This is a genomic window from Nonomuraea sp. NPDC003709, assembly GCF_040610775.1.
Classification (GTDB): domain Bacteria; phylum Actinomycetota; class Actinomycetes; order Streptosporangiales; family Streptosporangiaceae; genus Nonomuraea; species Nonomuraea angiospora_A.
In genome coordinates this window covers 20,826-35,242 of record NZ_JBEXMW010000035.1, presented here as the reverse complement: position 1 = coordinate 35,242, position 14,417 = coordinate 20,826, and the positions used below count along the sequence as shown (strand labels likewise).

Annotated in this window: 2 protein-coding genes; both read left to right on the top strand. The window is 72.5% G+C overall.

What is annotated here, in order from left to right; translation table 11 throughout:
* Window positions 1-170 precede the first annotated feature (170 nt).
* Window positions 171-4,871: an amino acid adenylation domain-containing protein gene (locus ABZX61_RS57885; protein WP_355209753.1), complete on the top strand. Its 4,701-nt coding sequence runs from the start codon at window positions 171-173 to the stop codon at window positions 4,869-4,871.
* Window positions 4,868-14,365, top strand: a complete 9,498-nt coding sequence (locus ABZX61_RS57880; protein ID WP_355209750.1) for an amino acid adenylation domain-containing protein — start codon at window positions 4,868-4,870, stop codon at window positions 14,363-14,365. Before ABZX61_RS57885 ends, ABZX61_RS57880 begins: the two co-directional genes overlap by 4 nt.
* Window positions 14,366-14,417 lie beyond the last annotated feature (52 nt).

Here is a 14,417-nt window from a genome sequence, read left to right as displayed (position 1 = left end):
CATCGAAGACGCCACCTGCCGGTCGAGCGCCGCCGCCTCTGGATCGCATGATCACCAGATGGTTGACAGAGATCTAATGACAAGGTCATTCTGTTCGGCGGCCCACCCCCAAAGGGTCCTAAAAAACTCAACAATCGGCAGGCGTGACAATGACGTCAGATGCACCACCCTTGGCATCTGTTCTGCACCTTTACCAGGAGCAGTTGTACGCGGCCCCCGAAAGGGTCGCTGTTTCGGCCGGGCAAGAACACCTCACTTACCGGCAGTTAGATCGCCTGGCCAACGGCATCGCCGCCCAGCTGCGTCATCTCACGATGACCGGACAGCGGTGGGTCGCCGTGCTCGCCGGCCGTTCCATCCGGCTGGTCGCGGGGCAGCTCGGCGCGATGAAGGCGGGCGTCGCCTTCGCGCCGATCGACCCGGCCACGCCCGTGGAGCGGATCCACGCCATGCTGGCGGGAGCCGCGGCCGTGATCACGGCGCCGGAGTGGAGATCGCTGGTCCCCGACGGCATCCCGGTGATCGACACCCCCGCCGAGGCGGACGCCTCACCCCCGCCCGACGTCGAGCCCGACGACCTCGCCTACGTCGTCCACACCTCCGGCTCGACGGGGACGCCCAAGGGCGTGCTCGTCCCCCACCGCGCGCTGACCAACCTGATCGGGTGGTCCCACGAGACCTTCGGCCTCGGTGGCCGTGCCTCGCTGCTCACCAGCCCCAACTTCGACCCGTCGGTCTGGGAGATCTGGATGTGCCTGACCGCGGGCACCACGATGGTCATCCCCACCGAGGAGATCCGGCTCTCGCTGCCCGCGCTCCGCGACTGGATCGTGGATCAGGAGCTGACCACCTGCTACGCGCCCACTCCCATCGCGGAGGGCCTGCTCGGCCTGTCCTGGCCGGAGCAGACCAAGCTCGCGACGCTGAGCACCGGCGGTGATCGCCTCACCACCTACCCGAGGCCCGGGCTGCCCTTCCGCCTCATCAACCTGTACGGCCCGGCGGAATGCGCCGTCAACGCCATCGCCGGCGAGGTGCCCGTCCACGACGGCCAGAGCCGCCCGCCCGCGCTCGGCTCGCCGCTGCCCGGCGTCACCGTCCGCCTCCTGAACGAGGAGATGCGGCCGGTCGACGAGGGCGAGATCCACCTCGGCGGCGTGTGCGTCGGCCTGGGCTACCTCGACCGGCCCGACCTCACCGCCGAGCGATTCGTCCGCGATCGCGACGGGCAGTTGCTCTACCGCACCGGCGACCTGGCCCGCCGCAACCGGGCCGGCGAGATCGAGTTCCTGGGACGCCTCGACGACCAGGTCAAGATCCGCGGCAACCGGGTGGAGCTCGGCGAGGTCGAGACCGTGCTCGGCCGTCACGAGCGGGTGCGTGCCGCCACCACCGCCATCCGCGGCCACGAGCTGGTCGCCTACGTCGTGGGCACGGCGACCGAGCAGGAGGCCCGCGCCCACCTGCGCAGGTTCCTGCCCGACTACATGATCCCCACGGCCTGGGTCTTCCTGGACGAGCTCCCGCTGACCGGCAACGGCAAGGTGGACCGGGCCGCGTTGCCCGACCCGGTCCGCGCGCCCCGCTCGATCACGCCGCCCGCCACCCCCACGGAGGCGCTGCTCGCCGAGATCTGGCAGGACGTCCTGGGCGCCGGGCCGATCGGCGCCGACGACGACTTCCTGGCGCTGGGCGGCCAGTCGCTGCTGGCGATGCGCATCGCCGCCCGCGCCTTCGAGAAGCTGGGCAAGCCGGTCGAGCCCCGGATGCTCTTCGAACATCTCACGCTCGCCGCCCTCGCCCACGCGATCGACGACCTGCCGGAGGCGACGGCCGTCACCGCGGCCCAGGGCGGGCTCACGCCCGCGCAGCGCCGCCTCTGGTTCATCGACCAGGTCGCGCCCGGCTCGCAGTACAACGTGCCCATCCTGTTCGCCCTGGACGGCCCCCTCGACACCGGGCGCCTGGAGAACGCGATCAACGAGATCGTGCGCAGGCATCCGCCCCTGCGCACCCGCTACGAAGAGCGCGACGGCGAGCCGGTGCCCGTGATCGGCGAAGCGGCGCCTGTACGGATCAAGGTCATGGACGCCACCCCGCGTGGCGCGCACGCCCTGGCGCTGCACCACGCGCGCGACCCCTTCGACCTGCACGACGGTCCCGTGCTGCGGGCGCTGCTGCTCCGGCTCGGCGACGACCGGCACCGGCTGCTGGTGACCGTCCACCACATCGCCTTCGACGGCTGGTCGGCCGGGGTCTTCCTGGACGAGCTGGCGCGGCTCTACGCCGGGGAGAGCCTGCCTGCGGCGGCCTGGCCATACCGGCGCGGGCAGAGCCTGGACGGCCTGCCGTACTGGAGGAAGGTCCTGGACTCGCCGCCCGAACGGCTGGGGCTGCCCGCGGACGGGCCGGGACCGGCCCCGGGGTCGGCCCCGGGATCGGCAGGGTCGTCCCGGCGAGGCGGCCGGGTCCGGGCCACGCTGCCGGACGGGCTGCTCGCCGAGCTGGAGTCGCTGGGCAGGCGCGCCCAGGCCAGCCCGTTCATGGTGCTGTTCGCGGCCTTCCAGGCGCTGCTGCACCGCTACAGCGGCCAGGACGACATCGTGACGGGCGTGCCGTTCTCCGGCAGGGAGACGCCGGGTGCGGACTCGATGATCGGCTTCTACGTGGAGACGCTGCCGATCAGGACCCGTCTGGACGGCGATCCGACCTTCGAGCGGCTGCTGGCACAGGTGCGGGCGACGGTCCTGGCCACGCCTTCGGACGTGCCGCTCGAGGAGATCGTACGAGAGCTGTGCCCCGACGGCCGGCCGCCCTTCGACGTGATGTTCGCGATGCAGGAGCCGGCGGACGCCAGGCGGGGCGACGGGGTGACCTTCCGGATCCTCGAGGAGGTCGAGAACGGCGGCGCCAAGGCCGACCTGGTGCTCTACGCCGAAGGGCGGGAGATGAGCCTGGAGTTCGCCACCGACCTGTTCGAGCGCGCCACCGCGGAGCGGCTGCTGGGCCACTACGTGCGCGTCCTGGAGCAGGTGGCGGCCGACCCGGCGGCGCCGCTCGCCGCGCTGCTCGCCCGCGAGCACGAGCCCCCTGGCCGGGGGCCCGACCAGTGCCTGCACCGGCTCTTCGAGCAGCAGGCCGACAGGACGCCCGACGCGGTCGCCGTCGAGTTCGAGGGCGCCGCCCTCACGTACGCCGAGCTCGACCGGCGGGCCAACAGGCTGGCCCACCTGCTGCGCGGGCTCGGGGTCGGCCCGGAGGTGCCGGTCGCCCTGCACGTACGGCGCTCGCTCGACCTGCCCGTGGCCCTGCTGGGGATCCTGAAGTCGGGCGGCGCGTACGTACCGCTCGACCCCTCCTACCCCGAGGGACGCCTCACCCAGGTGCTCGGCCGCGTCGACACCCCGGTCCTGGTGACGCACCGGGCGCTGGCCGGCGGCCTGCCGCACGAGCGGCCCGTGCACGTCGACACCGACCTCGACGGACAGCCCGAACACCGGCCGGACAGCGGCGTCACCCCGGACGACCTGGCCTACATCCTGTTCACCTCGGGCTCGACCGGACAGCCCAAGGGCGTGGCGATGCCGCACCGCCCGGTCGCCAACCTCATGGCCTGGCACAGCGGCGCCTACCGGAGCCTGCAGTTCACCGCGCTCGGCTTCGACGTCTCGGTGCAGGAGATCTTCAGCACCTGGGCGTACGGCGGGACCCTGATCATGGTCAGGGACGAGGTCCGGCGCGACCCGGCCGCCCTGCTCGACCACATCGCCCGGACCCGCGTGGAGCGGATCTTCCTCCCCTTCGTGGCACTGCAGTCGCTGGCCGGCGCCGGGGTCGAGCCGCCCGCCACGCTGCGCGAGGTGATCACCGCGGGCGAGCAGCTCCAGGTCACCCCGCAGCTCGAGCGGTTCGTCAAGCCGTGGATGACGCTGCACAACCAGTACGGGCCGACCGAGGGCGCGATCATCGACATCGCCCACACGCTCACCGGTCCTCCGGCGGACTGGCCCCGGCTGCCGCCCATCGGCAAGGCGGTCACCGGCGTCCAGGCGCTGATCCTGAACCGCCTGGGCCACGAGGCGCCCGACGGCGTCCCCGGCGAGCTGCACCTCGGCGGCGCCTGCCTGGCCAGGGGCTACCACGGCCAGCCCGAGCTGACGCGCGAACGTTTCATCACCTGGCGGGACGGGCGCCGGCTCTACCGGACCGGGGATCTGGCCCGCCGCAACGAGGCCGGGGAGATCGAGTTCCTGGGCCGAGCGGACGACCAGGTCAAGATCCGCGGTTACCGGGTCGAGCCCGGCGAGATCGCCGCGGTGCTGGCCGGGCATCCGGCCGTGCGGGAGGCGTTCGTCATGGCTCTGGAGGGCAGGCTGGTGGCCTACGTGGTCGCCGACGGGACCCCCGAGCTGCGTCCCTACCTGGCCGGACGGCTGCCCGAGTACATGGTGCCGAGCACGTTCGTCGCGCTGGACGCCCTGCCGGTGAACCCTTCGGGCAAGGTGGACCGGCACGCCCTGCCGGACCCCGGCCAGAGCGTGCGGACCGTCGCGGCGCCGCTCACCCCGGTGGAGCAGACCATCGCCGCCATCTGGCAGGAGGTGCTGGGCGGGGCGGTCGGGCGGCACGACAACCTCTTCGAGCTGGGCGGCCACTCGCTCAACGCGACCCGGATCGCCTCCCGGTTGCACGAGGCGCTGGACGTGCGGGTGCCACTGCGGACGCTCTTCGCCCACCCGACCGTCGCCGAGCTCGCCGCCCAGCTCACGTCGCCGGACGTGGAGGCGGCGGCCGAGCTCTATCTCATGGTCGCCGCGTATTCAGATGACGAGGCCGAGGCCCTGCTGCGGTCGATGGAAGGTGACGAATGAGCCTGTCAGACCAGCAGCGCCAGCTCCTGGAAGCGTTACGCAAGAAGAAGCAGGCGCAGGCCGGGCCGCTCAGGCCCGCCCGGCTGCCGATGTCCTTCACCCAGCTCCGCGCCTGGTACCTGGACCGGATGGCCCCGGGTGCCGCGCACTACCTCATCCCGCTCGCCTTCCGCGTCGAAGGCCCGCTCGACCGCGACGCGCTGCACCGCGCGTTGAACGCCCTGGTGGCCAGGCACGAGAGCCTGCGCACCACGTTCGCCATGGACGAGGACGGCCCGTACCAGATCGTGGCCCGCTCACTGGCGATCGACCTGGCGGACGCCGCCGACGGCTCGCCGATGGACCTGACCACCGGCCCGCTCATCCGCGCGCACCTGGAGCGCGAAGGCGCGGACCGGCACGTCCTGCACCTCACGCTCCACCACATCGTCGCCGACGCCTGGTCGCTGGACGTGCTGCGCCGGGAGCTGGGCGCGCTCTACGACGGCAGGGAGCTGCCGGCGTTGTCCCGGCAGTACCCCGACTACGCGATCTGGCAGCGGGAGAACGACTACGGCCGGGATCTGGACTTCTGGCGGGAGACGCTGGCGGGCGCGCCGCCGATCAGCGAGCTGCCGGCGGACCTGCCCCGGCCGGCCGTCCAGACGTACGTGGGCGCGGAGCTGCCCTTCTCCCTCGACCTCCCGCGCGAGGAGTTCAAGGCGTACTGCCGGAGCCTGGGCGCCACCCCCTACATGGTGCTGTTCGCGGCCTATCTGGTGGTGCTCTCCCGGCGCTCGGGCCGGCGGGACCTGGTGGTGGGAACGCCCATCGCCAACCGGGACAGGGTCGAGTTCGAGGGCCTGATCGGGTTCTTCACCAACACCCTGGCCATCCGCGCCGACCTGTCGGGCGATCCGTCGTTCGCCGAGGTGGTCGAGCGGGTCAAGGACGCGGTGCTCGACGCGCACGACCACCAGGGGATGCCCTTCGAGCGGCTGGTGGAGGAGCTCAACCCGGAGCGCCGCCTGGACCGCAGCCCGGTGTTCCAGACGATGTTCAACATGCTGCCCGAAGCCACCGCGGCGCTGGAGCTGGACGGGCTGACGGTCACCCCCGTGGAGATCGCCGAGCACACGGCCAAGTTCGACCTGACCGTGGGCGTCCGCGAGACCCTGGACGGGCTCGTGGAGTACAACACGGACCTGTTCCACGCGGGGACGATCCGCGATCTCGTGGCAGACCTCCGGCGAGTACTCTCGGCGGCCATGGCCGGGGACGAGGCGCCCGGGGAGATGCCGCGTCACCAGATCTCCCAGCTCGTCACCCGGGCCTGGCGCGAAGCGCTGGGCAGCGACGCCTTCGGCCCCGACGACAACTTCTTCGACGTGGGCGGCCACTCGCTGCTGGTCCTGCAGGTGCACGAGCGCCTGCGCAAGCGGTTCAGCCTGACGGTCACCGACCTGTTCAGGTTCCCGACGATCACCTCGCTGACGGCCTACCTGAGCCCTGACGCGCCGGCGCCCGCGGCGGTCGCGAGCACCGCGCCCGCCGGCGGCGCGCTCGCCATCGTCGGCATGGCCTGCCGCTTCCCCGGCGCCACCGGGCCGGAGGAGTTCTGGGCGGCGATCCGCGACGGCGTCGAAGCCGTACAGGACTTCACCGACGAGGAGCTGCTCGCCGACGGCGAGGACCCCGACCGGCTGGCGGACCCCGCCTACGTCAGGTCGGGGACGGTGCTGGACGGCATCGACCTGTTCGACGCCACGCTGTTCGAGTTCACGCCGCGTGAGGCCGAGATCCTCGACCCGCAGCAGCGCCTGTTCCTGGAGACCGCCTGGGAGGCGCTGGAGGACGCGGGCTGCGACCCCGCCCGCCACCCGGGGCGCATCGGCGTCTTCGCCGGTTCGGCGATGAGCAGCTACTACATCGAGAATCTGCTGGCCGCGCCCGACGTGCTCAGGGCCGTGGGCGAGTACCAGGTCATGCTCGGCAACGACAAGGACTCCCTGCCGACCAGGACCTCGTACAAGCTCGACCTGCGCGGGCCGAGCGTCAGCGTCAACAGCGCCTGCTCCACCTCGCTGGTCGCGCTCCACCTGGCCAGGCAGAGCCTGATCGCGGGCGACTGCGACCTCGCGCTGGCCGGGGCGGTGCGGGTCAACGCCTGGAGCCGCCGCGGCTACCTCTACCAGAGCGGCGGCATCGGCTCGCCGGACGGCCACTGCCGGCCCTTCGACGCCGAGGCCCAGGGCACGATCGGCGCCAGCGGCGTGGGCATCGTCGTGCTGAAGCGGCTGGAGGACGCCCTCGCCGCGGGCGATCCCATCCACGCCGTCGTACGCGGCTCCGCGGTCAACAACGACGGCACCAGGAAGATCGGCTACACCGCGCCGGCCGTGGACGGGCAGGCCGAGGTCATCACCGCGGCGCTGGCCTCGGCCGGCGTGGACCCCGGCACGATCGGCTACGTCGAGGCGCACGGCACGGGCACCGCGCTCGGCGATCCCATCGAGGTCGCGGCGCTCTCCCAGGTCTTCACCGGGGATCGGCCGATCGCGCTGGGCTCGGTCAAGTCCAACATCGGCCACGCCGACGCCGCCGCCGGGATGGCCGGGCTGATCAAGACCGTGCTGGCGCTCAAGCACCGTACGCTGCCGCCCACGGTCAACTTCGCGACGCCCAACCCGCGCATCGACTTCAGCCCGTTCTACGTGCCCACCGCCGGCGCGGAATGGCCGCAGGACCAGGGACCGCGCAGGGCGGGCGTCAGCGCGTTCGGGATGGGCGGCACCAACGCCCACGTGGTGCTGGAGGAGGCGCCCGAACAGCCCGCCGCCCCGCCGGCGGCCGGCCCGCACCTCCTCGTCATGTCGGCCGCCGGCGACTCGGCGCTGGCGGAGACGGCCACGCGGCTGCGCGCCCACCTGGCCGCGCATCCGGACGCGGACCTGGGCGAGGTCGCCGCCACCCTCCGGCACGGCCGCCGCCAGCTGCGGCACCGCGGCATCCTGGTCGCCGAGGACCACCGGTCGGCACAGGACGCCGAGCTCGTCGCGGGCGAGTCACGCCCGCGCGAGATCGCCTTCCTCTTCCCCGGCCAGGGCGCGCAACGCCGTGGGATGGGCGCGGGCCTGTATCGATCGGAGAGCGTCTTCCGCGCCACCGTCGACGCCTGCTCCGGCCTCCTCGAACCGCACCTCGGCCTCGACCTGCGCGAGGTCCTGTACGGCGAGGCCGGCGATCTCGACCAGACCTGGCTCACCCAGCCCGCGCTCTTCGTCACCGAGTACGCGCTCGCCCGCGCACTGATCGAGCGCGGGGTCCGCCCGGCGATGATGGCCGGGCACAGCATCGGCGAGTACGTCGCCGCCTGCCTGGCCGGGGTCTTCACCCTGGAGGACACGCTGCGCCTGGTCGCCGCCCGCGGCCGCCTGGTGCAGAGCCTGCCCCCCGGCTCGATGCTGGCCGTGCCGCTGCCCGAGTCCGAGGTCGGCGACCTGCTCGGCGAGGACATTTCGCTGGCCGCGGTCAACGCCCCCGAGCTGTGCGTCCTGGCCGGCCCCGAGCAGGCCGTCGCCGAGCTGGAGCGGCGGCTGGCGGGGCAGGGCGTCGCCTGCCGTGCGCTGCGCACCTCCCACGCCTTCCACTCCGCCATGCTGGATCCGGTGCTCGACGCCTTCGCCGCCGAGGTCGCCTCGGTGCAGCTGGGGGCGCCGGACCTGCCGTACCTGTCCAACGTCACGGGCGGCTGGGTGTCCGGCGCCGAGACCAAGGACCCCGCCTACTGGGTGCGCCACCTGCGGGAGACCGTGCGGTTCGCCGACTGCGCCGGCGCCCTGGTGGCCGCCGACGCCGCGGTGATCGAGGCGGGGCCGGGCCGTACGCTGACCACCCTGGTCCGCCGCCAGGGAGGCCAGGCGGCGGTCGCCCCGTTCACCGAGCCGGACAGCGGGCAGTCCGCCCTGCTGGAAGGCATCGGACGGCTGTGGGTGAGCGGTGCCGGCATCGACTGGACGGCGTTCGGCCCGCCGGGCAGGCGGGTGCCGCTGCCCACGTACCCGTTCGAGCGGCGGCGCTACTGGATCGGGCCGCGCGCCCGGCGCTTCGAGATCGCGGCGGCGGCTTCGGCACCGCTGACGGCGGCGGAGCCGGTGGCGCAGGCTCGGGCGGTCCAGGAGCTCGACGCGGTCGCCGCCGCCTGGCAGGACGTGCTCGGCATCGTGCCCGCCGGCCCGCAGGACGACTTCTTCGGCCTGGGCGGCGACTCCCTCGTGGCCACCCAGCTCGCCTCCCGCCTCGGCCTGCCGATCGAGGCGATCTTCGAGCATCCGACGCTGGCCGGCCAGCGGGCGCTCGTCGCCGCGGCGCCCGCCCCCGCGCTGGTCCCGGCCGTCGCTTCGGTGGGAGCCCGCGAGGTGATCCCCGTCGTCGAGGATCCCGGTCCCGCACCCGTCTCGTTCATCCAGCGGCGCATGTGGTTCATCGACCAGGTGCACGGCTCGGCCGCGTACGCCGTGGCCACGGCGCTGGACCTGCGGGGCGAGCTGGACGTGGAGCGGCTGCACGGCGCCCTGCGCGAGCTGGTTCGGCGGCACGAGTCGCTGCGGACCGTCTTCCGCGCCCCGGACGGCGAACCGGTGCAGGTGGTGCTGCCCGCAGGGGAGGTGCCGCTGCCGGTCGAGGACTGCGACGACGCCGAACGGGCGCTGAGCGAGGCCGCGGCCGAGCCGTTCGACCTGGCGCACGGCCCGCTGTTCCGGGCCCGGCTGCTGCGGCTCGCCCCGGATCACCACGTCCTGTCGCTCGGCTTCCACCACATCGTCGTGGACGGCTGGTCGATCACCCTGCTGCGGACCGAGCTGGTCGCGCTGTACAACGGCGAGACGCTCCCCGAGCAGCCGGTCAGGTACCGCGACTACGCGCGCTGGCAGCGGGAGCAGGTCGCCGATCTCGGCTTCTGGAAGGAGCGGCTGCGCGGCATCCCGCACAGCCTGGACCTGCCCACGGACCGGCCGCGCCCGCCGATGCAGACCTTCGAGGGGGCGGTCGCCACCCATGTGCTCCCCGCGGAGCTGGCCGGGGGGCTGCGGAAGCTGAGCCAGGAGCGCGGCGCCACGCTCTACATGACGCTGCTGGCCGCGCTCCACACGCTGCTGTACCGCTACAGCGGCCAGGAGGACATCTGCGTCGGCTCGCCGGTGGCCGGGCGCACCCGCCCCGAGTTCGAGGGCATCGCGGGCTGCTTCATCAACACCCTCGTCATGCGGGCCGCGATGGACGGCTCGATGCCGTACACGCAGCTCCTGGCGCAGGTGCGCGAGTACGCCCTGGGCGCGTACGCCCATCAGGACGTGCCGTTCGAGCAGCTGGTGGAGGAGCTCAACCCGCCCAGGGACCTGTCGCGCAACCCGCTCTTCCAGGTGCTGTTCAACCTGCTCAACCTGCCCCAGAGCGACCTGGACATGAACGGGCCGGCCGTGGAGGAGCTGGCCGTGGAGACCGGCACCGCCCAGGTGGACCTGGTGCTCTACGTCTACGAGCAGGGCGACGAGCTGCTGTGCCGGCTGGAGTACAACACCGCGCTCTACGACGCCGGCACCGCCGGGCGGCTGCTGCGGCACTACGAGACCCTGCTCTCCGCGATCGCCGCGGCGCCCGGGACCGCGCTGTCCGGCCTGGACCTCCTCACCGGCGAGGAGCTGGAGGAGCAGCTGGCCTGCCAGGACGTCGAGGTGCCCGACCTGTGCATCCACGAACTGGTGGAGGCCCAGGCCGACCGGACGCCCGACGCCGTGGCCGTCACCTTCGAGGGCGTCTCGCTGACGTACCGGGAGCTGGACGAGCGGGCCAACCGGGTCGCCCGGCGCCTGCGGGCGGCGGGGACGGGACCCGAGACGCTGGTGGGCGTCGCGCTGGAGCGGTCGGCCACGATGCTGGTCAGCCTGCTCGGCGTGCTGAAGGCGGGTGGCGCGTACGTGCCGCTCGACCCGATGTACCCGCAGGAGCGCCAGGACTACATCCTGGATCACTCCGGCATCGGCGTCCTGGTCACCGAGCGCGAGCTGGCCGGCCGCTACACCAGCTACAAGGGCGAGCTGATCCTCACCGACGAGGGGTTCCCGGAAGAGAGCCCGGAACGGCTGCCCGCGCAGGCCACCCGGCAGAACCCCTGCTATGTCCTGTACACCTCGGGTTCCACCGGGCGGCCCAAGGGCGTGCGCGTCCAGCACTCCTCGGTCGTCAACTTCCTCACCTCGATGAGCCGCGAGCCCGGCCTGACCGGCCAGGACACGCTCCTGGCCGTCACGACGTCCGCGTTCGACATCTCGGTGCTGGAGCTGTTCCTGCCGCTCACGGTCGGCGCCCGCGTGCTGATCGCGAGCCGCGAGGCGGCCTACGACCCGGTGAGCCTGGCCGCCCTGCTGGAGGACGCGACGGTCATGCAGGCCACCCCGGCCACCTGGCGGCTGCTGCTGTCGGCGGGTTGGGAGGGCAAGCCGGGGCTGAAGGCGCTGTGCGGCGGCGAGGCGCTGCCCGCCGACCTGGCCACCGGCCTGCGCGGGCGCGTGGCCGAGCTGTGGAACATGTACGGGCCGACGGAGACCACGATCTGGTCCACCCTCACCCGCGTCACCGACGGGCCGATCACGATCGGCCACCCGATCGCCAACACCCGGATCCACCTGCTCGACACCGCGATGCAGCTGGTTCCCACCGGCGTGGTCGGCGAGCTCTACATCGGCGGGGCGGGCCTGGCCCGCGACTACCTCCACCAACCCGAGCTGACGGCCGAACGCTTCGTCACCTGGCAGGACGGCAGCCGGCTGTACCGGACCGGTGACCTGGCCCGCCGCCGGGCCGACGGCTCGATCGAGTTCCTCGGCCGGGCGGACGGGCAGGTGAAGGTCCGCGGCTACCGGATCGAACTGGGCGAGATCGAGTCGCTCCTGCTGGCGCATCCGGCGGTCCGCGAGGCGGCCGTGGTGGTGCGCGGCTCGGACGAGGACAAGAGCATCGCCGCCTACCTGGCCGCCGATTCCGACCATGACTGGCGCGAATATCTGCGGCGCAAGCTGCCCGACTACATGATCCCTTCGGCGTTCGTGCCGCTGGAGGCGCTGCCGCTCACCCCCAACGGCAAGGTGGACCGCAAGGCGTTGCCAGAGCCGGTGGGCCAGGCACGCGCGGAGGGCGCGGCGGCGCGGACTCCGGCCGAGGTCAAGCTGGTCGAGCTCTGGTCGCAGATCCTGGGCGTGAAGGGGATCGGGATCGACGACGACTTCTTCGCGCTGGGCGGCGACTCCTTCAAGGCCGTGCGCGCCGTACGGGACTCGGGGATCCAGGCGACCGTGCTGGACCTCTTCAAGAACCCCACGATCCGAGCATTCGCCACGCTCGACGGCTCATCGCACGACATCGGCCTCCTGCATGAACTGACCCCTCCGCGTCCGGCGGCCTCGCTGACCCTGGTCTGCGTGCCGTTCGCGGGCGCCGGCGCGATCACGTACCAGCCGCTGGCCGCGGCCCTGCCCGAGCACATCACCATGCTCGCGCTGGAGCCGCCCGGCCACGACACCGGCAACCCCGGCGAACCCATGCTGCCCTTCCACGAGCTCGTCGAGGGCTGCGTCAAGGAGATCAAGGAGAAGGTCGACGGGCCACTCGCGCTCTACGGCCACTGCATGGGCGGCGCGCTCACCGTCGAGCTGGCCCGCAGGCTGGAGGAGGAGGGCGTCGAGCCGGAGAAGGTGGTGATCGGCGGGCACTTCCCGGCGCCCCGCCTGCCGGGCAAGGCCTTCGCCTGGTTCCGCAGGACCTTCCCGATGGAGCGGTGGACCTCCAAGCGGCAGGCGCTGGAGTTCCTGCGGGCCATGGGCTTCTTCACCGAGGCGCTGGCCCCTCAGGAGCGCGACTTCATCATGGGCGTCTTCCTCCACGACACCCAGGAGGGTGAGGACTACTACACCGAGCTCTACCAGGCGCCCATCAAGAAGCTGTCGGCGCCGCTGGTGTGCGTGGTCGGCGAGAACGACCGCGCCACCGAGCTGCACGAGGAGCGTTTCCGCGAGTGGGAGGCCTTCTCCGACTCGGTGTCGCTGGAGGTCATCCCCAAGGCCGGGCACTACTTCCAGAAGCACCAGGCAACCGAGCTGGCCGGGATCCTCGGCGGCGACGACCGGACAGCGGCTCCGCTGCCGCCCCGCTACCAGCAGGCCAGCCTGAAGACGTTCTCCCTGGTGGCCTTCGGCCAGCTGGTGTCGCTGATCGGCACCGGGCTGACCACGTTCGGCCTGGGCCTGTGGGCCTACCAGCAGACCCGGTCGGTCTCGATGTTCGCCCTCGTCTCGGTCATGGCCCTGCTGCCCGCCGTCGTGCTGGCGCCGATCGCCGGCGCGGTGGCGGACCGCTTCAACCGCAGACTCGTCATGATCACCGCCGACTCGGCGGCGGGGTGCGCCTCCGTCTCGCTGGCCGCCCTGCTCTGGACGGGCGGGCTCCAACTCTGGCACGTCTACCTCATCGTCGCCGTCGGCGCGGTGTCGACGGCCTTCCACCAGCCCGCCTACATGGCGGCCGTGGCCCAGTTGGTGCCCAAACGCTATTACGGCAGGGCCAACGGCCTGACCCAGCTGGGGCAGGCGGCGGGAACCGTACTGGCGCCACTGCTCGGCGGCGCGCTCGTGGCCGCCGTCGGGCTGAGCGGCATCGTCCTGATCGACCTGTCCACCTTCGCCTTCGCGGTCGTCGTGACCTTGGCGGTCCGGTTCCCGGACACGCTGTTCAAGAAGCGGGAGGAGCCGTTCTGGCAGGAGGTGACCGGCGGCTGGCGCTACATCAGCCGCAGGCACGGACTGCTGGCGATCATCCTGTTCACGGCGTTCCTGAACTTCCCGTTCGCGATGGTCGAGGTCCTGTCCACGCCGCTGCTGCTCAGCCTCACCGACACCGGCGGCCTGGGCGTGGCGCTCTCGATGACCGGCATCGGGCTCCTGCTGGGCAGCCTGATCATGACGGTGACCGGCGGCCTGGCGCGGCGCACCAACGGCATCCTCGGCTCCTTCATGGCGCTGGGCGTCGCCTTCGCCGTCATCGGGATCGCGCCCCACCCGGCGCTGCCCGCGATCGGGCTCTTCCTCATCGGGCTGCTCACCGCGTTCCTGAACGCGCACTGGTTCTCCATCGTGCAGCAGAAGGTCGGGCTCGACCTGCAGGGCCGGGTCATCGCCACCAACCTGATGCTCAGCTGGGCGCTGGTCCCGGTCGGGTTCCTCCTGGCCGGACCGCTGGTGGAGCAGGTCTTCAACCCCATCGCCGGCGCCGCGCACGGCCGGGGGATCGCCCTGCTCACCATCGTGGCGGGCGCGGTGACCGTCCTGATCGGGCTGGCGGCCTTCCGCTACCGGCCGGTCCGCTTCCTGGAGGACGAGCTGCCCGACGCGACCCCCGACGCGGTGGCCATCTCCGACAAGGACCTGATCCAGCGGGAGGCCGACAGACAGCTCGTCGCGTGACCCCTCCTCTCCCCCGGTACGGCGTGTGCCGGGGGAGAGCCGGCCGTCTGAG

Bases quoted from the DNA above. Each gene is read 5' to 3' on its own strand.
- ABZX61_RS57880 (WP_355209750.1), top strand. From the start codon at position 4,868: ATGAGCCTGTCAGACCAGCAGCGCCAGCTCCTGGAAGCGTTACGCAAG.